The sequence below is a fragment of the Brevibacterium sanguinis genome (genome assembly GCF_039528855.1).
GTDB classification, from domain to species: Bacteria; Actinomycetota; Actinomycetes; order Actinomycetales; family Brevibacteriaceae; genus Brevibacterium; species Brevibacterium sanguinis.
Map to the genome: position 1 here is coordinate 147,462 of NZ_BAAAMB010000007.1, position 19,472 is coordinate 166,933.

The 19,472-nt window shown below is 69.5% G+C and carries 16 protein-coding genes and 1 riboswitch; of the genes, 11 read left to right on the forward strand and 5 right to left on the reverse strand.

Annotation, left to right across the window (positions count from 1 at the left end; genetic code table 11):
- Positions 1 to 57 precede the first annotated feature (57 nt).
- Both ABD154_RS08880 and ABD154_RS08885 read left to right on the forward strand, forming a co-directional pair.
- Entirely contained in the window at positions 58 to 387 is a 330-nt protein-coding gene (locus ABD154_RS08880; RefSeq protein WP_344251108.1) for a nucleotidyltransferase family protein, read from the forward strand.
- Positions 384 to 737: a HepT-like ribonuclease domain-containing protein gene (locus ABD154_RS08885; protein ID WP_344251109.1), complete on the forward strand. Its 354-nt coding sequence runs from the start codon at positions 384 to 386 to the stop codon at positions 735 to 737. Before ABD154_RS08880 ends, ABD154_RS08885 begins: the two co-directional genes overlap by 4 nt.
- A gap of 99 nt (positions 738 to 836) precedes the next feature.
- On the opposite strand, the gene ABD154_RS08890 is transcribed toward ABD154_RS08885, so the two are convergent.
- Positions 837 to 1,823 (reverse strand): asparaginase, encoded by a 987-nt coding sequence (locus ABD154_RS08890; protein ID WP_344251110.1) that lies wholly within the window; start codon positions 1,821 to 1,823, stop codon positions 837 to 839.
- A 68-nt stretch (positions 1,824 to 1,891) separates the two neighbouring features.
- On the opposite strand from ABD154_RS08890, the gene ABD154_RS08895 reads away from it, so the two are divergent.
- From ABD154_RS08895 to poxB, 7 genes are all read left to right on the forward strand, one after another.
- On the forward strand, positions 1,892 to 3,355 hold the full coding sequence (locus tag ABD154_RS08895) for a DUF3375 domain-containing protein (protein WP_344251111.1): 1,464 nt from the start codon (positions 1,892 to 1,894) through the stop codon (positions 3,353 to 3,355).
- Complete coding sequence (locus ABD154_RS08900; protein ID WP_344251112.1) at positions 3,352 to 4,179, forward strand: DUF4194 domain-containing protein; 828 nt, start codon at positions 3,352 to 3,354, stop codon at positions 4,177 to 4,179. Before ABD154_RS08895 ends, ABD154_RS08900 begins: the two co-directional genes overlap by 4 nt.
- Entirely contained in the window at positions 4,176 to 7,784 is a 3,609-nt protein-coding gene (locus tag ABD154_RS08905; protein WP_344251113.1) for an ATP-binding protein, read from the forward strand. Before ABD154_RS08900 ends, ABD154_RS08905 begins: the two co-directional genes overlap by 4 nt.
- A 50-nt stretch (positions 7,785 to 7,834) precedes the next feature.
- The gene (locus tag ABD154_RS08910; RefSeq protein ID WP_344251114.1) at positions 7,835 to 9,169 is read left to right on the forward strand and encodes a Wadjet anti-phage system protein JetD domain-containing protein; all 1,335 of its coding nucleotides are present in this window, start codon (positions 7,835 to 7,837) and stop codon (positions 9,167 to 9,169) included.
- Between the two features lie 164 nt (positions 9,170 to 9,333).
- Entirely contained in the window at positions 9,334 to 9,834 is a 501-nt protein-coding gene (locus ABD154_RS08915; protein ID WP_344251115.1) for an MmcQ/YjbR family DNA-binding protein, read from the forward strand.
- 7 nt (positions 9,835 to 9,841) lie between these two features.
- Entirely contained in the window at positions 9,842 to 11,005 is a 1,164-nt protein-coding gene (locus ABD154_RS08920; protein ID WP_344251116.1) for an MFS transporter, read from the forward strand.
- Positions 11,006 to 11,388: 383 nt separating this feature from the next.
- Complete coding sequence (gene poxB, locus ABD154_RS08925; protein WP_344251117.1) at positions 11,389 to 13,104, forward strand: ubiquinone-dependent pyruvate dehydrogenase; 1,716 nt, start codon at positions 11,389 to 11,391, stop codon at positions 13,102 to 13,104.
- Positions 13,105 to 13,338: 234 nt separating this feature from the next.
- On the opposite strand, the gene ribH is transcribed toward poxB, so the two are convergent.
- From ribH to ribD, 4 genes are all read right to left on the reverse strand, one after another.
- On the reverse strand, positions 13,339 to 13,806 hold the full coding sequence (ribH, locus tag ABD154_RS08930; RefSeq protein ID WP_344251118.1) for a 6,7-dimethyl-8-ribityllumazine synthase: 468 nt from the start codon (positions 13,804 to 13,806) through the stop codon (positions 13,339 to 13,341).
- Positions 13,807 to 14,033: 227 nt separating this feature from the next.
- Entirely contained in the window at positions 14,034 to 15,359 is a 1,326-nt protein-coding gene (gene ribB / locus ABD154_RS08935; protein ID WP_344251119.1) for a 3,4-dihydroxy-2-butanone-4-phosphate synthase, read from the reverse strand.
- Positions 15,352 to 16,194, reverse strand: coding sequence for a riboflavin synthase (locus ABD154_RS08940; RefSeq protein ID WP_344251120.1), 843 nt, complete (start codon positions 16,192 to 16,194; stop codon positions 15,352 to 15,354). Before ABD154_RS08940 ends, ribB begins: the two co-directional genes overlap by 8 nt.
- Complete coding sequence (gene ribD, locus ABD154_RS08945; protein WP_344251121.1) at positions 16,191 to 17,225, reverse strand: bifunctional diaminohydroxyphosphoribosylaminopyrimidine deaminase/5-amino-6-(5-phosphoribosylamino)uracil reductase RibD; 1,035 nt, start codon at positions 17,223 to 17,225, stop codon at positions 16,191 to 16,193. Before ribD ends, ABD154_RS08940 begins: the two co-directional genes overlap by 4 nt.
- Positions 17,226 to 17,336: 111 nt before the next feature.
- Positions 17,337 to 17,466, reverse strand: a riboswitch (FMN riboswitch).
- Between the two features lie 138 nt (positions 17,467 to 17,604).
- Between ribD and ABD154_RS08950 the strand changes: the two genes are divergently transcribed.
- Together ABD154_RS08950 and ABD154_RS08955 are read left to right on the forward strand one after the other, a co-directional pair.
- On the forward strand, positions 17,605 to 18,120 hold the full coding sequence (locus tag ABD154_RS08950) for a MarR family winged helix-turn-helix transcriptional regulator (RefSeq protein WP_344251122.1): 516 nt from the start codon (positions 17,605 to 17,607) through the stop codon (positions 18,118 to 18,120).
- Entirely contained in the window at positions 18,117 to 19,421 is a 1,305-nt protein-coding gene (locus ABD154_RS08955) for an MFS transporter (protein WP_344251123.1), read from the forward strand. The genes ABD154_RS08950 and ABD154_RS08955 overlap by 4 nt, the downstream gene beginning before the upstream one ends.
- Positions 19,422 to 19,472: the final 51 nt, after the last annotated feature.

Consider the following 19,472-nt stretch of genomic DNA (forward strand, 5'->3'; position numbering starts at 1 on the left):
ACGGACGAGGCGGACGACCCCGTCGATGAGTCCGTTCGTGCCCGGTAACCTGGGTGCATGTCGACGAACGACGTGACACCCGAATCGCTTGCCCTCCGCGAGCTGATCGGCGTGAAACGCGAGGAGTTCGAGCAGCTGCTGACGAAGTACTCTGCGACGAATCCGAGGCTGTTCGGTTCAGTCGCACGGGGAACCGCCGTCGAAGGAAGCGACATCGACATTCTCGTCGATATGGACCCCGCCGACGGGAATCTGCTGATGCGCGCATCTGGGCTCATGGAGGAAACCCGCGTACTTTACGGTCGTGACGACATCGACGTCTTTCCCGTTCAGCTGCTCAGGCGCTCGGTTTCGAGAACGGCCATCGATGACGCGGTGGCGTTGTGAGCAGAAGTGCCGCTCAGCGCGTTGCCGACATCCTTGAGGGCATCGAACGCAGTCAGCGCTACCTGGAGGCGCTGACCAGTGGTGATGAGCAGCTCGCTGAAATGGCAGAGGACGCCATTGAGCGCAATCTTCAGATCATCGGGGAAGCGGCGAATCGACTTCCGCCTGAGATCGTCGACGCCCACCCGGAAGTTGCGTGGGCTCAGATCCGCGGCTTTCGGAACATCCTCGTTCACCAGTATTTCGGTATCGACCGAGACATCGTCACCGATGTGGTCACGGAATACCTGCCCTCACTTGCGACGTCTCTGCGGTCACATGTTGCCGAAGAGGGGCGTTCGTCGGACTGAACCGGCTCAAACTGGACTTGGGCAGGCGGATACGAAGACTGATGTCGCAGAGGTGGCTCGGTGTCGTCGGTCCCGCTGGATGCCGAACATCTTCGCACCTCACCGGAACTGCGCGAACACCTCGGCGGGATCGACTCCGAAGCTCAGTGCCAGGGTCAGCGCGATCCGGGCCTTCCTCGCATCGAGGACGCCCGCGGGCAGGAGACCGGCCTCGAGCAGACCGATCTCCCCGCCGACGTAGCCGTACGTGCGGGTGAGGCTCGCCCCCGCCCCCGGTCGGGAGGCGAGGACGACGGGCATCTGCGCGCTGAGGCGGGAGACCGCGGGCACGAGAAGCTCGGGCACGTGACCACCGCCGACGCCGGCGATGACCGCGCCGGCGAACCCCGCCTCGGCGAGGTGGGCGAACGTCTCCGCCGGCTCACCCATCCCCACCTCGACGAGCGCGACCGGGGCGATCGCCTCAGGGCGATCCCGCCGGGCGAACGGCGAGGTGAGCGCGGCCGGGGCATGGGGGACGCGGACGACGTCCTCGCTGATCCACCCGATCGCGCCGAGCACCGGACCGGACGAGAACGCCGCCGTCGACGACACATGCGCCTTGCGGACATGCCGGGGATCGTGGATCTCGTCGTTGAACACGAGCGTCACCGGCAGGTGCCGCGCCTGCGGGGACAGCGCCGTCAGTGCGGCGGACCGGACGTTCGCGGGACCATCGGCGCCTGGCAGGGTCGGATTGCGCATCGCCCCGGTGACGGAGATCGGCACCCCTGAGTCATTGAGCAGCGACAGCGCGAAGGCACTCTCCTCGAGGGTGTCTGTGCCCTGCGTGAGGACGATGCCGTGCGCCTCGGTCTCCCGGGCGAGCTGCGCAACGTCGAGGAGCATCTCCAGTGTGACGTTCGCACTCGACACCTGCGCGACCTGCGTGAAATCCGTGCGCAGATCCGGCCAGATCTCATCGAGACCCGCGGCCGCGGCGATCTCCGCACCGCTGAGAGCCGGGGCAACCCCGCCGCTGCCGTCAGCGGTCGAGGCGATGGTGCCGCCGAGCGCGGCGACGAGCAGATGAGGAGACTCAGGCATGCCCCCGAGTCTAACGAGGCCCGTGCCCCGATTTCCCCGCCCCGGCACCGCGCGGGACAATGGAGGCCATGTCCGCTCTGTCCTCCGCGCTCGCGTTCCGTCGCCTCATCGACGACAACGCGACCCTGCGCATGCTGCGGGCCGACAACCTCGCGATCATGGCCGCGACCCTGGGCAACCTCCTCGGCAGCCCGGGCAGCCGTCTGTCCACCGACGACGTCCACGAGGCGATCGACGCCGACCTCGAGGAGCTGCGCGACCACTTCGACCTCGGCACCCGCACGGCGAAGGCCTACTGCGACGACTGGCGCCGGGCCGACATCATCATCCGCCGCCCCGCCACCGGTGCCCGCGGCGAGACCTACGAACTCTCCGCGGCCGGCTTCGATGCGATCCGCATCCTCGAACAGCTGCGCACCCCACCCCGCACGGCCACCGAATCCCGCCTCGTCGCCCTCGCCCAGGCGGTCCGACAGCTCGCCATCGACACCGACCCCGACACCTCACGGCGCCTGCGCTCCCTCGAAGCCCAACGCGACCGCATCGACGCCGAGATCGCCCGCGTCCGCCGCGGCGACGCGATGTCGACCACGCTCGACCGCAGACGCGCAGGTGAGAGGGTCAGCGACATCCTCGGCCAGGCCCAGGGCCTGCCCGCCGACTTCGCCCGCGTCCGAGCCCGCTTCGAAGAGCTCAACCACGACCTGCGCACGAGCATCCTCAGCTCCGAGGACGCCCAGACCCACGTCCTCGACGACATCTTCCGCGGCGTCGACCTCATCGAATCCTCCGACGAGGGCCGCACCTTCACCGCGTTCTCCGGGCTCGTCCGCGACCCCGAACAGTCCTCGGCCTTCGACGACGACGTCTCGGCGATCCTCGACCGCGACTTCGCCCGCTCCCTGCCGCTGGCCACCCGACGCACCCTGCGCGGACTCATGCGCGACATGAAGGACGGCAGCCGCGAAGTCCACAGCGCGCTGTCCGACTTCGCCCGCGGCCTGCGCCGCTACGTCCACTCCCACGAGTTCCAGCGCGACCGCGTCATGCGCACCCTCCTCCAGGACGCGCTCGCCGAGGCGGTGCCCGCCGCCCAGCAGCGCAAACCCTATGCGGACTCTGGGGTCGCCCTGGACCTCTCGACCGTACCGATCGCCTCGCTCGGCGAGGTCACGCTGCACGACCCCGACGAATTCGACGCCGGCGTCGCCCTGAGCGCCGCCGGCGAATCGACCGTCGACCTCGGCGAGCTCATCCGCGTCGCCCGCGAATCCGAGATCGACTTCACCGAACTCACCGACAACGTCAACACCGCCCTGGCCGGTGCCGCCGACATCACCGTCGCCGAGGTGCTCGAACGCTTCCCGGCCAGCCAGGGCCTGGCGAGCGTCGTCGGGCTGCTCTCGCTCGCCACCACCCACGGCACCGTCGACCCCACCACCGCCGACGTGCTCACCTGGACCGGCACCGACGGTGTGCCCCGCCGCGCGGCCACCCACCGCCGCCTCTTCACGAAGGAGATCCCCGTTTGAGCCAGGACGATCTGCGTCAGGACGATCTGCCTCCTGCTGATCTCGATCCCGACGAGCAGCCGCTCGAGGACCGGCCCGCCGGGACCGGTCTGTGGTCCGGTGACACCGGTGTCCTCCACGAACGCACCCGCCGCGTCCTCCTCGAACTCCTCAAGGGCCCCTACGTCTCCGGCGCCCAGAACCCCGGCCTGTGGGCCGCCCTCATCGCCGACGAGACGAGCGTGCGCTCACGCCTCCACGAACTCTTCCTCGACCTCGTCATCGACCCCGTCGACGAATTCGCGTTCACCCGCAAGGTCGTCACCGAGGAGATCGACGTCCCCAGCGCGGTCCGCAGCGAACGGCTCACCTTCATCGACACCGCGATGCTCCTCGTCCTCCGCCAGCTCCTCCTCGCCGCCCCCGGCGAACGCCGCGTCATCGTCGGCAAGGACGAGGTCTACGACTCCCTGATGATCTACCGCACCGGCGACGAATCGACGTTTCTCCGCAACCTCAACGGCGCGTGGGCGCGGATGTCGAACCGCCTGCGCGTCCTCCACAAGGTCGGCGACGAGCGCTTCGAGATCTCCCCGATGGTCCGTTTCCTCATCGACGAGGACCGCGTCCGCGAACTCACCGCCACGTACCAGCGCATCGCCGCCGGAGAGGACGGTGGCAACGGGGGCAGTGATGAGGGCAGCGCCGAGGCGGTCGATCCTGCCGGTGACACCGGCACCGGGGACAGCCTCGGCGAGGATGGGCCTGACTCCGATACCCCCGATCCGGACGCCCCTGACCCCGACAGCCCAGACCACACCACCACCGAGGAGGACGCGGAATGACCGAGACCGACCTCCTCTCGATCCTGCCCGAGGACGCCCGCGGCTCCGTCTTCGACGGCGTCCCCGAACCCGACGCCGAGGTCACCGCCGCGCTGTCGGGGCAGTGGCGGCTCAGCCGGATCCAGCTCGCGAACTGGGGCACCTTCGACGGGGAGATCCACACGATCCCCGTCTCCCGGCAGGGCCAGCTCATCACCGGACCCTCCGGTTCGGGGAAGTCGTCGCTGCTCGACGCGATCGCCTCGGTGCTCACACCCGACAAATGGCTGCGCTTCAACGTCGCCGCCCAGACCGCGGGCGCCCGGACCGAGCAGCGGAGCATCATCAGCTACGTCCGCGGGGCGTGGACGCGGATGACCGACGCCGAGGAGGACCGCGTCGTCAGCCGCTACCTGCGCCCGCACGCGACGTGGAGCGGCATCGTCCTGCGCTTCGAGAACGAGATCGACCCGCCGGTGACCCTCGCCCGCCTGTTCTTCGTCAAGGGCAGCGGGACGAAGAACTCCGACGTCTCCGACCTCTGCCTCCTCGACCGCTCCGGCATCGACCTAGCTGACCTGCAGGAATACGCGCTCGGCGGGATCCAGACCCGGGCGCTCAAGGCCGCCCACCCCGACGCCGTCATCACCTCGAACGGCGCCCACGGCCGGTTCTACGCCCGGATGCGCTCACTCTTCGACATCGAACACGAATCCGCGCTGCAACTCCTCCACAAGACGCAGTCGGCCAAGCACCTCGACAGCCTCGACCAGCTCTTCCGCGAGCACATGCTCGAACCCCCGGCGACCTTCGCCCTCGCCGACACCGCCGTCGACGAGTTCGGCGACCTCAAGGACGCCCACGAACACGTCGTCCAGCTCCGTCACCAGCGCGATCACCTCCTCGAACTGCGTGACGCGGCGACGAGGTACGACACCGCGCACGCCGCCGTCGCCGAAGTGCGCGAACTCGCCGCAAGCGTCATTCCGTTCCAGAAGCGCCGGGAGCTCGACCTCCTCGACGCCGAGCGCTCGACCCTCGACGAGCGCATCGCCACCCTCGACGCCGAAGCCGACGACGCCGACCGCACCCTGCGCGCCGCCGCCGACGACCTCAAACGGGCCGAGCGCGCCGCCCTCGAACTCGGCGGGTCGGAGACCGCGTTCCTCCACGAGAAGATCCGCGCCGGGGAGGAGACCCGCCGGACCGCGAAGAACCGCTGGGAGTCCCTGCGCACGCAGCTGAGCGAAGCGGGCATCGACGACGCCCCGACGACCGCCGCCGAGTTCGCCGAACTCCAGGCCGAGATCGCACGCATCCTCGACGGCTCAGAGTCCCCGGCGGGCCCGAGCCACGCCGACCACGACCGGTTCTCGAAGGCCCGCGCCCGCGTCGCCGCCGCCGAAGCCGCGATCACCGCCCTGCGCCGCAGCGGCACCACCGTGCCCGGGCACCTCCTCGAGGTGCGCACGATGCTCGCCGAGGCGGTCGGCCTGCCCGAATCCGCCCTGCCCTTCGGTGCCGAGCTCATCGAGGTCAAACCCGAGCACGCCGCGTGGACGGGGGCGATCGAACGCGTGCTCCGACCGTTCGCGCTCACGCTCCTCGTCCGCTCCGACCACCTCGGAACGGTCCGCTCCTGGGTCGACTCCCACCGGATCACAACCCGCCTCGTGTTCGAGGAGGTGCCCCAGACCGCTGCCTCCCCGCGCCCCGCGAAGAGCGCGATCTCCCTGGTCAACCGGGTGCGGGTGGCGGAGACCGGGGTCGGCGAGTGGGTGAGCTGGGCACTGTCGGAGCGCTACGACTACGCATGCGTCGATCACCTGTCCGAGATGGACGACCACGTCAAGGCCGTGACGATCAACGGGCAGATCAAAACCTCCCGGACCCGGTACGAGAAGGACGACCGGCGCCGCATCGACGACCGTTCGCAGTGGGTGCTCGGGGACCGGGATGCGAAGCTCGAAGCCCTCATCGACGAACTCAAGGCCGCCGAGGCGGACCTGCAGGCCGTGCGCACGATCGTCGAGACCGCCGAGGCGGACGTTGCGAAGGCGAACGAACGCCGGGGCCTCCTCGCCGGAGTCCGCCGGCAGACATGGCGCGACGTCGACGCCGACGGGGCGCAGAAGGAGATCGACACCCTCCAGGCGCGCCTCGACGAGCTCATGGCCGGCGACAGCGACCTCCAGGCCGCCAACCGCGCCCGCGACGAGGCGGAGACCGCCCTCGACGACGCGCGCACCCGCGCCGACGACGTGAGCTTCCGGCTGCGCACCGCCCGCGCCACCCGCGACGGCCTCGCCGCTGCGGCCGAGGCCCTGCGGGAGGCGATCGCCGCCGGCGAGTACCCGGAGGTGTCGGCGGCCGTGGGCACGGCACTCGACGAGCGGTTCCGGGCGGTCAGGCGCAAGATCACCCGCGACATCCTCGGCGACGTCGGACAGGCCGTCATGACCCGGCTGCAGGACGAACGGGACGCCGCCGCGGACCGTGCGACCGCAGCCGGGCAGGACGTCACCCGGCTGGCAGCGCAGTTCCAAGCGGCCTGGCCGTCCGCCTCGGCGAACCTCACCTCCGACGTCGAGGACCGGCAGGGCTTCCTCGACATGCTTGCCGAGATCCAGGCCCACGGCCTGCCCGAACACGAAGGACGGTTCCTCGACCTGCTGCGGAAGCGCTCGCGGGACCTCATCGGCGAGCTGCGCGGGGAGATCCTCGGGGCGCCGCGGGAGATCCAGGACCGCGTCGACCCGGTCAACGCCTCGCTGCAGCGGTCGGAGTTCGACACGGATCGCTTCCTCCACCTGCGCGTCAAGACCCGGCGGAGTGAGACGGTCAAGGCGTTCATGCGCGATCTCGCGACGATCTCCGAGGGCAGCTGGGGCGATGAGGACCTCGAGACGGCGGAGATGAAGTACGAGCTGCTCGCCGACATCATGCGCCGGTTCGCCTCGAGCGAGCACATCGACCGCGTGTGGCGCACCCAGTGCCTCGACACGCGTCTGCACGTGACGTTCCTCGCCGAGGAGCTCGACCGCGACGGCACTCCACAGGCGACGTACGATTCCGGGGCGGCGATGTCGGGCGGGCAGCAGCAGAAGCTCGTCGTCTTCTGCCTCGCCGCGGCCCTGCGCTACCAGCTCGCCGACCCCGACGAACCGGTCGCGAAGTACGGCACGATCATCCTCGACGAGGCCTTCGACAAGGCGGATTCGCGCTACACGCGGATGGCGCTCAACATCTTCGTCGAGTTCGGCTTCCACATGGTGCTCGCCACCCCGCAGAAGCTCCTCCAGACGATCGAGCCCTACGTCGGCGCCGCCGCCGCGATCGACAATCCCACCCGCGCGAAGTCCGTCGTCGCGTACATGGTCTGGGAGACCGACGGGGACGGGGCTGGTGACGGGGCTGCGGGGAAGGATGTTTCTGGTGGTGGTGATTCCGGCGCCGAGGCGGGGGCGGGCGACCCTGTCCTCGTCGAGTCCGGTGCGACGGTGGAACCGGGTGCGACGGTGGAACCGGTTGTGAGCCCGGAGGCCGGTGAGGCTGCGGAGACGGTCGCGGCAGCGGAATCCGTCTCGACAGCCGAGGCCATCTCGACCGGGGACGGCAGCCGATAGGGGAGAGCCGCGCGCGATGAGGTGCGGACAGCACTCGGTAGGGTGAGGCCATGATCGATGTCGCCGAGGCGCGCCGGCTCGCCGAGAAGCGCCTGCGCACCCGGATGGGCCAGTGGGCGGGGGAGCAGGCGGTCCTCGCCGAGGCCGACGGCGCCCTTGGTGTCCGCCCCGCCGAGGCGGAGGTCGGCTCACCGGCGTTCGAGCTCGGGCTCAAACCACCGACCGAGAAGGAGGTCATGGGCGACCTCGCCGGTGCCGAAGCGTGGGTGCGGTCGTGGCGGGCCGCCGCGACCGATCACTCTCTCGACCTCGACTGGCAGTCGCGCGCGTGGAAGTCCGTGGGCAGGCAGGACGTGCCGGTGCGGGCGCGGTTCCCGACGCCGGAGGATGTCGCGGTGTTCGTCGGCGGAAGTGCAGAGCGTGACTGGCGGCGGCTCTCGGCGCGAGTGCGCGAGATCCGACAGCGCTGGCCGCAGACGACCGCGCACTCCACTGGTCCGAGCGTCGACGGCGATCCTGCGACTGGGGATGCCGAGACGACGGCGGGGCAGGACCGGGTCGCGGCGGCTGGTGTGGTGGCGGACCGAGGCGCGGGGAATCCGTCTGGGTTCACGGCGTCTGCGGGGGAGTTCACGGCGGTCGTGAGATCACTGGCCAAGCGGCTCCTCGACCTCGGTGACGACGAGTTCGCCCAGGTCATCGATGTCGTCAGCTGGCTTGCGGAGAATCCGCTCGGCACGATGCGCCCCCGGCAGCTGCCGATCCGCGGCGTCGATTCGAAGTGGTTCGGTACGCACCGGGGACTCGTCCGCGCGCTGCTCTCGCTGGCTGGTGCCCCGGGCGGGCTCGACATCCTCGACGCCGAGGCGAATGTCCGCCTGCGCCTCCTCGACCCGGCGATGGCGTTCGGTCCGCTGCGCGACCTCGCCGCACCGGTCGACCAGCTGGCCCGGCTGAACCTGCAACCGCGGACCGTGCTCATCGTGGAGAACCTCGAATCGGTGCTCGCGCTGCCCGATCGCCCGGGCACCGTTGCGATCCACGGATCCGGCTACACGGTCGGGGTCGTCGCACGGTTGCGATGGGCCGCCTCGGCGAGGGTCGCCTACTGGGGCGATCTCGACTCGCACGGATTCGCAATACTCAACCGCCTGCGGGCGCATCTCCCCGCGGTGGAATCGCTGCTCATGGACGAGGACACGCTGCTGGCCCACCGCGATCTGTGGGTGCGGGAGCCGACGCCGCACCGCGGGAGCCTGCTCGGCCTCACCGGGTCGGAACAGCGGGCGCTCGACCGACTGCGCAGCGAAGGGGATGTGCGACTCGAGCAGGAGCGGATCCCCTGGGACGCAGCGCTCGCCGCCGTCGACGCAGCGCTGCGCTGATTCGGCGGTGGGGCGCTGCCGCGTAGGGCGATTCGAGGCGGCTCAGTGGCGGTGCAGCGGGAATCGGTGCTCGACCAGCCTGTCGCTGCTATACCGGATGTGGGCACCATCCGATCTGCGGTCGCCGCACCGTTGATGTCTGTGCCCTTTGCTAGCATCCACGCATGGACTCGGTGACCGTGCTTCGACTCGCCCACGACCAGGCGGTGCAGTATCCGTCCGTCGTCATCGAGCACCCCTTCGGACCCGAGTACGCGGTGTTCAAGGTCCGCGGCAGGATGTTCATGATGCAGTACGAGCTGCGCGGAGTGCCGAGCATGAACCTCAAGATCGACCCGCTCGACGGTGAGGTGCTGCGCGACGCCTACGCCGAGATCACGCCCGGTTATCACATGAACAAACGGCATTGGATCACCGTCTGCGGCGCCGACGGAATCGACGGCGCCGACGGAATCGACAGCGACGGCGGTGACAGGGGAGTCGGGACCGGCGACGGCGCCGACGGGGGAGTCGGGACCGACCCGGGGACCACCTCGGCGCGGGCCGCTCTCGATGAGGACCTCCTCCACGATCTCGTCCTCGAGTCGTACTGCCTCGTCGTCGCGAAGATGCCGCGCAGGGATCGCCCGGTCGACCCGGCGAGCTTCGGCGGCAGAGAAGCGTGAGGGAGGTGTGACGGACAGACCTCGGGGCGGCCTGGTCGGGCTCTGCATCGCCGAACTCGTCTGCTGGGGACTCCTCTACTACTCGCTGCCCGTTGCGGTCACCCCGATCGCCGCAGACACCGGGTGGAGCGAGACGACGGTGACGGGTGCGTTGACGATCGGCCTCATCGTCTCGGCGGCCGCCGGGGTGCGCGTGGGACGGCTCCTCGACGCGCACGGACCGCGGACGATCATGGCGACCGGCACGGGCATCGGCGTCGTGGCACTCCTGCTCGTCGCGGTGTCACCGAATCTGCCGGTGTTCTACCTGGCGTGGGCGCTCGCGGGCTTCGCCCAGGCGACGACGCTCTACCCGCCGGCGTTCGCGGTCGTCACCCGCTGGTACGGCGCGCAGCGCGTCAAACCGCTGACGATGCTCACGCTCGTCGGAGGTCTCGCCTCGACCGTGTTCGCGCCGATCATCGCCTGGCTCATCGGCGCCTTCGGGTGGCGGCCGACCTACGTCGTCCTCGCGGGCATCCTCGTCGTCATCGCCCTGCCCGTCCAGCTCATCTTCCTCAACGCACGGTGGACCGACGACGCGGCCGCGCGGTACCAGCGCCCCTCCCGTTCCGAGATCCGCACGGTCACCCGCAGCCCGCGCTTCATCATCCTGCAGTCAGCCGTGGCGCTGGCGACGTTCACCCTCTTCGCGGTGACGATCAACATCATTCCCGTCCTCATCGAACGCGGCGCCGCCTACGGTCTCGCGGCGATCGCGCTCGGTCTCGTCGGCTTCGGACAGGTCGCCGGCCGCTTCGGATATCCGAGCATCGAACGGCACACGAGCGCACGTTCCCGCACGGTACTCCTCTTCGCCGCCGGGGCAGTGGGCCTGTGGCTGCTCGCACTCGTGCCCGGACCGCTCTGGCTCATCATCGGCATCGCGATGATCACCGGCGGCATCCGCGGCTGCATGACGCTCTTCCAGGCGACGGCGGTCTCCGACCGGTGGGGCACGGCGAACTTCGGGGCCATCAACGGCGTCTTCGTCGCCCCGATCACCGTGGGCACGGCGCTCGCCCCCGTCGCGGGCCCGGCTCTGGCCGACCTCCTCGGCGGATATTCGATCATGGCCATCGCCATGGCGGCAGTCCTCACCGCCGCCACCGGCCTGTCGGCGCGGACGTGAGCGTGCGTCGCGGTGCCATGCCCCGAACTGTCTGACGTTCTGTTCGGGATGGGGCAGGAGCGATATGTGAGGTGCCGGACCGGCCAGCGACCGCGACCGGGTGACGTGTAGAAAAATCGCCGAAACTTTTACACGTTCCACTGACATGGAAACTCGCTTTACACATAGCCGGAGGCCCGCAGGGCGGCAGCAGCCCAGTGACTCGCTCGACGATCGCATGCGGCCGACAAGCCTCCTCACCGCATGTGACGCACAACCGATCCTGTCGCCACACTCACAGTTCCGCGGCTGCGGCCCCGGTCTAGACTGACACCAGCAGTCCACGCCTCGCACCGGGGCAGATGCCAGAGCTCCGGTGCTCGTGTTTCCACGGAAGGAGCACCATGCCCACCGTCGCCAGAAACATCGTCGACACGCTCGTCGCGAGTGGGGTCAAGCGCGTCTACGGAATCCCCGGTGACTCGCTCAACGGATTCACCGACGCTCTGCGCGTCAATCCCGAACTCGAATGGGTCCATGTCCGCCACGAGGAGGGCGCCGCGTTCGCCGCCAGCGGCGAAGCCGCCCTGACCGGAGAGCTCGCCGTCTGCGCCGGCAGCTGCGGTCCCGGCAACCTCCACCTCATCAACGGTCTCTACGACGCTCAGCGCTCCCGCGTCCCGGTCCTCGCGATCGCCGCGCACATCCCGAGCGAGGAGATCGGCTCGAACTACTTCCAGGAGACCCACCCGACGGAGATCTTCCGCGAGTGCAGCGTCTACGCCGAACACGTCGCCCACCCCTCGCAGATGCCGCGCCTGCTGCGCATCGCGATGCGAGAGGCCATCGAGAAGCGCGGCGTCGCCGTGCTCGTCATCCCCGGCGACGTCGGCCTCGCCGACATCGACGCCGCAGCCGAGGAGATCAGGTTCTTCCCCTCGCACGTCACCCCGGCCGAACCGCTCATCGAGGACGCGGCCGCCGCCCTCAACCAGAGCAAGAAGGTGGCGATCCTCGCCGGTGCCGGCACCGAGGGCGCCCACCCCGAGCTCCTCGCGATCGCCGACGCCCTCCAAGCGCCGATCGTCCACACGATGCGCGGCAAGGAGTTCGTCGAGTACGACAACCCCTACGACGTCGGCATGACCGGTCTGCTCGGCTTCTCCTCCGGCTACCATGCCCTGAAGTCGTGTGACACGCTGCTCATGCTCGGCACCGACCTGCCCTACCAGCAGTTCTACCCCGACGAGGCGACCGTCATCCAGGTCGATGTGCGCGGGTCGCAGATCGGCAAGCGGACGAAGGTCGACATCGCGCTCACGGGCACCGTCGCCGACACCGTCAATGCCCTGCTGCCGCTGATCAGGACGGGCCGCAGCAGCTCGTTCCTCAAGACGGCGACGAAGCACTACGCGAAGACCCGCAAGGACCTCGACGAACTCGCCACGCCGTCGAAGCGGACCATCCATCCGCAGTATCTGACGAAGCTCCTCGACGAGGCGGCCACCGACGACGCGGTGTTCATCCCCGACGTCGGCTCGCCCGTCGTGTGGGCGGCCCGGTATCTGACGATGAACGGCAAGCGCCGCCTCATCGGCTCCTTCAGCCACGGGTCGATGGCCAACGCCCTGTCCCAGAGCGTCGGTGCGCAGGCCGCCTACCCGGGGCGTCAGGTCATCGCGCTGGCCGGCGACGGCGGCCTGGCGATGCTGCTCGGCGAGCTCATCACGCTCACCCAGAACGACCTGCCCGTCAAGGTCGTCGTCTACAACAACTCCTCGCTCAACTTCGTCGAACTCGAGATGAAGGCGGCCGGGTTCGTCACCTTCGGCACCGACCTGGAGAACCCCAACTTCGCCACCATCGCCGAGGCGGTCGGCATCAAGGGATTCCGCGTCGAGAAGTCGAAGGACCTCCCCTCGGTCGTCACCGAGTTCCTCAACCACGACGGAGCTGCGGTCCTCGACGTCACGACCGAACGCCAGGAGCTCTCGATGCCGCCGTCGATCACCGCCGAGCAGGCGAAGGGCTTCGCACTCTACGCCATCCGCACGGTGCTCTCGGGCAAGGGCGACGAACTCATCGACCTCGCACGCACGAACGTCCGACAGCTGTTCTGACGACCGGAGGCGCCAGCGGTCGGTGAGACCGCGCGGTGCCGGCAGCAGCGGCGGCGACGGCGTTCCGGCGGCGGACCGGCAGAGTCGAGGACGCAGAGTGTCGATTTCCGATTCGGATTTCGACACTCTGCGTCCTCGATTTTTCGCTGGGGGTGCCTTTCGCGACCTGCGGGGGTGGTGCGCTGCTCCGAGGGTGGTGCGACAGAGGTGCGGTGTGCCGCGGGGTGCGCCGCGTCAGACTGGGAAGTCCGCCAGCGCCGAGGCGGTTGCCAGGGCCGCGGTCATCGCTTCGTGGCCTTTGTCCTCGCGAGAGCCCTCAAGGCCCGAGCGGTCCCTGGCCTGTTCGTCGTTGTCGCAGGTGAGCACCCCGAAGCCGACGGGCTTGCGGGAGTCGAGGGCGACCCGGTTCAACCCATCGGTCGCCGCCGAGCACACGTAGTCGAAGTGCGGGGTGCCGCCGCGGATGACGACGCCGAGGGCGACGACGGCATCGAAGCTCTCGATGACGCGTGCGGCGGCGACGGGCAGTTCGAAGCTGCCGGGGACGCGGATGAGCGTCGTCGTCGCGTGTGCCTCCGCGGCCGCGCGCTCGGCGCCGGCGACGAGCCCGTCCATGACCTCCGTGTGCCAGGACGCCGCGACGATCGCGACGTTGAGGCCGGTGGCGTCGAGGGTGATGTCGGGTGCTCCGTGATGTGCCATGAGTGATGCTCCTCAGTGGTGGTTCTCGATGTGGTGGGTCGAAAAGTTGTGAGTCGAAAAGTCGGGAGTCGGGCCGGTGGTGAACCGGCTGGTGGTGAGTTGGTCAATGGTGGGTCGAAATGTCGTGAGTCGGGCCGGTGATGACTCGGCTGGTCGTGAGCCGGGTCAGTGGTCGTTCGGCGGTCGGCTGCTCAGCCGACGCCGGCGCGGTGCCGGTGCGGGGGCGCTCAGCACGCGAGGTGGAGCGTGTGGTGCATGCGGGTGCGCTTCGTCTCGAGGTACTTCGAGTTCTCCGGCCGCGCCGGGATCTCGAGCGGCACGACCTCCTCGACGGTGATCCCGAGGTCGGCCAGCGCCTGCGTCTTCGCCGGATTGTTCGTCAGCAGACGGATCCGCGTCAGCCCCATCTCGGTGAGGATCGCCGCGGCCGCCCGGTAGTCGCGGGCGTCGTCGCTGAGCCCCAGTTCGAGGTTCGCATCGACGGTGTCGAGCCCCGAGTCCTGGAGGGAGTAGGCGCGGATCTTGTTGCGCAGTCCGATCCCGCGGCCCTCGTGCCCGGTGAGGTAGATGACCGCCCCGCCGTCCTCGGCGATCGTCTGCAGCGCCCGATCGAGCTGCTCGCCGCAGTCGCAGCGATGCGACCCGAAGACATCCCCGGTCAGGCACTCCGAATGGACGCGCACGAGGGGAGCGGGGCTCTCCGATGCACCTGCGGGGTCGTCGTTGTCGAGTCCGGTGTAGACGCCGAGGTGGTCGAGCCCGTCGACGGTGAACGCCCGCGCCGTGAAACGGCCGTAGCGCGTCGGCAGCGGCACCTCTTGGGAGGCCTCCGCTGTCGTTTCGGGTCCGACCGGCCCGAGGCCCGCAGTTCCGACCGCGGCCGCCGCGGCAGCAGGACCATCGGCGCCCTCACCATCCTCGTCGAGGTAGGCGATGAGCTGTTCGATCGAGACCATGACGAGGCCGTGCGCATCGGCGAACTCGCGCAGGGCGTCGAAGCGCATCATCGAGCCGTCGTCGTGGACCACCTCGGCGATCATCGACACCGGACGGGCCCCGGCGAGGCGCGCGAACTCGACGCCGGCTTCGGTGTGGCCGGGCCGCTCACGGACTCCGCCGTCCTTCGCCACGAGCGGGAAGACATGACCGGGGCGGGTGATCGCGGCCGGGTCGGGGGTCTCGGCGGCGAGCACCCGGCCGGTCAGCGCACGTTCGGCCGCGCTGATGCCCGTCGTCACTCCGACGGCGTCGCAGCTGATCGTGTACGCCGTGCCCTTGGGGTCCTCGTTCGCGGCGACCATCGGCGGCAGGTCGAGCGCGGCCGCCCGCGCGGCCGACATCGGAGCGCAGACGACGCCCGAGCTGTGCCGGACGATGAAGCCCATCGTCGCGGCGTCGGCGAACTCCGCGGCGATGATGAGGTCGCCTTCGTTCTCGCGGTCCTCGTCATCGACGACGACGATCGGGCGGCCCGCGGCGATCTCGGCGATCGCGCGGGAGATCGTGTCGAGTCCGGCGGTGGACTCGCCGAGCGGTGAAACGGTCTCAGTCATGATCGGCTCCTTGTGGTGCAGGGGTGGTGACAGGGGTGGGAATGGTCATGGACGACGCCGAGGCGGCAGGGGCGGCGAAGGCGAGGAGCCTCGCGGTGTACTTCGCGATGACGTCGACCTCGACGTTGACGGGGTCGCCGACGCGGAGGCCGCCGAACGTCGTGTGCGTCAGCGTCGCCGGGATGAGACCGACCTCGACCCAGGCAAGCGCGGTGCCCTCGGCGACCGATCCCTCAGGGGCTGCGGCCGCCGACGGGACGGCCTCGGAGACCGCCGTGAGAGTGAGGGAGACGCCGTTGAGCGCGATCGAGCCCTTGACCGCCGTCAGCGGTGCGAGGTGGACGGGGATGCCGATGCGCAGGGTCGTCCACTCGGCGTGGTCGGTGCGGGCGATGACTTCGCCGAGGCCGTCGACATGGCCCTGGACGATGTGCCCGTCGAAGCGACCGGCCGCCGGGGTGCAGCGCTCCAGGTTGACCGGGTCGCCGGGAGTCAGCGACCCGAGCCCGGTCAGTCGCAGGGTCTCACCCATCACCTCGGCGACGAAAGTGCCCTGTCCTGCGGCGGCGGGCTCCCCGGGCACTACGTCGCCCCCGGCTGAGCCGACCCCGCTCTCGGTGGCCGGCTCGACGACCGAGGTCAGGCACACGCCGTTGACGGCGAGTGATCCGCCCGGCGGCAGATCGGCGACGACGTCACCGGCGGCGATGGTGAGGACGGCCGAGTCCTCGTGCGTGGTGAGGTCGACGACGGTGCCGATGCCCTCGATGATTCCGGTGAACACGGGTTCCTCCTGTGGTCGAAGCGGGTGGTGGACGACGAGCGGGGCGCTCATGGGCTGCTCGTCGTGAAGTGGAGAAGGACGTCGGGCCCGAGCACGGACACCGCCGGGACCGCGGTGTCGTCGGGGATGAGGCCGACCGCCTCGGCGAGGGTGGGGATGTCGAGACCGCGGATGCTCGGCAGGCCCTCACCGAGGATGAGCGGGGCCTGATAGCAGTACACCTCGTCGACGACGCCGGCGGAGAAGAAGGCACCGAGCACCTGCGGCCCGCCCTCGATGAGGAGGTGCCGGATCCCGCGGGCGGCGAGCTCGGCGAGCACGACGTCGACCTCGCGGGTGCGCACGTGGATGGTGGCGGGGTTGGTCGCCAGCGCTGAGTCGGGTGCGAGGTCGCGCAGGCCCATGACGACGGGGATCGGCTGCGGGTCGAGGAGCTCCCCGTCCTCGTCGCGGGCGCTCAGCCGCGGATCGTCGTCGGCCGCCGTGCCGGTGCCGACGAGGATCGCGTCGACCTCGGTGCGCAGACTGTGCGAATGGATGCGGGAGGCCGCCGAGGTGATCCACCGGCTCGTGCGATCCGCGGCGGCGGCCTTCCCGTCGAGGCTCTGGGCGAGCTTCGCCGTGACGAACGGACGCCCCTGCGCCGTCGCCGCTCGCCAGCGGGCGTTGAGGTCGGCCGATTCCTCGCTGCCGAGGCCCGAGCGGACCCTGACCCCCGCCTCGGCGAGGAGGGCCCCGCCGCCCCCGGCGGGTTCGGTCGTGTCGGGGAGGGCGAAGACGACGTCGGGGATGCCGGCGTCGAGGATCGCCTGCGTGCACGGCCCCGTCCGACCGGTGTGCGCGCACGGTTCGAGCGTGACGAACAGCGTCGAAGTGGTGAGATCGATGCCGTGACGATGGGCTGTGGTGATCGCGTCGACTTCGGCGTGCGGGGTACCGGCGCCGAGGTGGCGGCCGGTGACGATCTGCCCGTCAGCGGCGCGGATGGCGGCACCCACCAGGGGGTTCGCGCCTCGGCGACCGTCGCGGGCAGCGGTGAGTGCGGCGGACATCGCCGCGTGATCGTGGGCGGGTGCGCCCATGAGAAAACCTCCCGAGCCGATGCCGGGAGGGAGGAGCGTGCGGGTGCAGCCATCGCGGTTCGCGGGCGTCTGCCTGGTGCGCCTGCCGGCGCTGACACGACGACCGCGGCCGCCATGTTCCTCCCATCCAGACTCTTACTGTCGGTCTCGGAATCTCACCGAGTCAGCCGATCGCGTTCGACGCGTTCGGGTCGCGGACTGTCACCGCCGGCACGGAATTTCACCGTCCCCGGAACATGTTGGGATCAGGCTAGCACGCCGCCGACCGGTGGTCCTATGGCGTCCGTCACGTGGACCTGGCCAGCTGAGCGGCAACGGAATGGGTCGCAACCGTGGGACGCGTTTGCGCAGTTATATAACCCAGGTATATACATGAGTTATGGAAGATGTGGATCCGGACGAGCTCGTCAAAGGCCTCGTCGTCGTCTCCCTGCGCCTGACCAGGGCGTTCAGGAGGCTCATCGGCAATGAGAGTGAGCTCGTCACCCTGCGTGCCCTCGCCGTCGTCGAGCAGTATCAGCCGGTGCGCGTCGGTCACTTCGCGCAGGGCTACCTCAGCTCGCAGCCGGCGGCGACGAAGCTCCTCGCTCGGCTCGAGGACGACGGGCTCGTCGTCAGAGAGGCGAGTCCCACCGATCGCCGGGCGTCGCAGTTCTCGCTCACGGATGCCGGTCGGTCCCGGCTCGCGGTCAACCGCGAGATCATGATCGACCAGATGGTGCCCTACTTTCAGGCCCTCACTCCGGAGGACAGGCTCAGCGTGCACCGGGCACTCCTGCTCGTCGGCGACTACCTGCACAACGAGCACCCCGTCGACAGCGACGACGCCCCCGACGGATCCCCAGCCCCCGATACCGACAGCACCAACGGAAAGGACACACGGTCGCAGAGATGAGAGCAGCAGACGGAGACACCACACAGGACGAAGCGAAGCAGGGGTCCATCCTGCGCCAACCGAAAGCAGTATGGGCGGTGGTGTTCGCGTGCATCATCGCGTTCATGGGCATCGGCCTCGTCGACCCGATCCTTCCCGCCATCTCACGTGAACTCGACGCCAGCCCGGCGCAGTCGATGCTGCTCTTCACGAGCTACCTCTTCATCACCGGCGGCATGATGTTCTTCACGAGCTTCATCTCCTCGCGCATCGGTGCCAAGACGACTCTGCTCATCGGACTCGTCCTCATCGTCGCGTTCTCCGCGCTCGCCGGGCTCTCCGGCAGCGTCGATCAGATCATCGGCTTCCGCGCCGGATGGGGTCTGGGCAACGCGCTCTTCATCTCCACCGCCCTGGCCACCGTCGTCGGGGCCGCCGCGGGCGGTGCGGACAAGGCGATCATCCTCTACGAGGCCGCGCTCGGCGTCGGCATCGCCACCGGCCCGCTGCTCGGCGGCGTCCTCGGCGGAATCTCCTGGCGCGGACCGTTCTTCGGCACCGCAGTGCTCATGGCCATCGGCTTCATCGCCATCCTCGTTCTGCTGCCGAACTCGAAGACCGGTGGGCAGGCGCTGCGGACCTCCGCCGAACCGGTCAGCCTGAGCGCGACCTTCCGTGCGCTCGCCCACCCCGGTGTCGGCGTCGTCGCCGTCGCCGCCCTGCTCTACAACTTCGGCTTCTTCATCCTGCTCGCCTACAGCCCATTCCCGGTCGAAGCTGCCGCTGCGGCGGCCGGCATCGAGAACTTCGGGGCCATGGGCCTCGGATACGTGTTCTTCGGGTGGGGCATCTGCCTGGCGATCACCTCGGTGTTCGGCGCACCCCTGCTCACGCACCGCCTGCGGCGGCGCAAGAGCCTCATCACCGCTCTCGTCGTGCTCGCCGTCCTCCTCGTCGTCATGTCGTTCCTCGCCGAGTCGTTCATCGGGCTCATCATCTGCGTCATCGTCGCCGGGCTCATCCTCGGTGTGCTCAACACGGTGTTCACGGAATCGGCGATGGAGGTCAGCGATCTGCCGCGACCCGTCGCCTCGGGCTCGTACTCGGGTGTGCGCTTCCTCGGCGGTGCGGTCGCCCCGATCGTCGCCGGTGGGGTCTCCGAGTCGGTGGGGGCCGGCGCCCCCTACCTCTTCGGTGCTGCGGCAGTCGTGCTCTCGATCCTCGTCCTCGCCTTCGGATGGAAGGCCCTGCGCCGGATCGACGGTCACATCGACGAATCCCCAGTCGATGAGGCCTACGCCATCACCGGAGGAGACGCCTGACCCCTCGCAGTTCCCGGACGGTCCACGCCGTCGTCGCCCCTCGCCTGAGAG

Coding starts and splice junctions, on each gene's coding strand:
- ribB (WP_344251119.1), bottom strand. CDS start 15,359: ATGACTGAGACCGTTTCACCGCTCGGCGAGTCCACCGCCGGACTCGAC.
- ABD154_RS08910 (WP_344251114.1), top strand. CDS start 7,835: ATGATCGATGTCGCCGAGGCGCGCCGGCTCGCCGAGAAGCGCCTGCGC.
- ABD154_RS08890 (WP_344251110.1), bottom strand. CDS start 1,823: ATGCCTGAGTCTCCTCATCTGCTCGTCGCCGCGCTCGGCGGCACCATC.
- ABD154_RS08880 (WP_344251108.1), top strand. CDS start 58: ATGTCGACGAACGACGTGACACCCGAATCGCTTGCCCTCCGCGAGCTG.
- ABD154_RS08915 (WP_344251115.1), top strand. CDS start 9,334: ATGGACTCGGTGACCGTGCTTCGACTCGCCCACGACCAGGCGGTGCAG.
- ABD154_RS08950 (WP_344251122.1), top strand. CDS start 17,605: ATGGAAGATGTGGATCCGGACGAGCTCGTCAAAGGCCTCGTCGTCGTC.
- ABD154_RS08940 (WP_344251120.1), bottom strand. CDS start 16,194: ATGAGCGCCCCGCTCGTCGTCCACCACCCGCTTCGACCACAGGAGGAA.
- ABD154_RS08955 (WP_344251123.1), top strand. CDS start 18,117: ATGAGAGCAGCAGACGGAGACACCACACAGGACGAAGCGAAGCAGGGG.
- poxB (WP_344251117.1), top strand. CDS start 11,389: ATGCCCACCGTCGCCAGAAACATCGTCGACACGCTCGTCGCGAGTGGG.
- ABD154_RS08905 (WP_344251113.1), top strand. CDS start 4,176: ATGACCGAGACCGACCTCCTCTCGATCCTGCCCGAGGACGCCCGCGGC.
- ribH (WP_344251118.1), bottom strand. CDS start 13,806: ATGGCACATCACGGAGCACCCGACATCACCCTCGACGCCACCGGCCTC.
- ABD154_RS08895 (WP_344251111.1), top strand. CDS start 1,892: ATGTCCGCTCTGTCCTCCGCGCTCGCGTTCCGTCGCCTCATCGACGAC.
- ribD (WP_344251121.1), bottom strand. CDS start 17,225: ATGGGCGCACCCGCCCACGATCACGCGGCGATGTCCGCCGCACTCACC.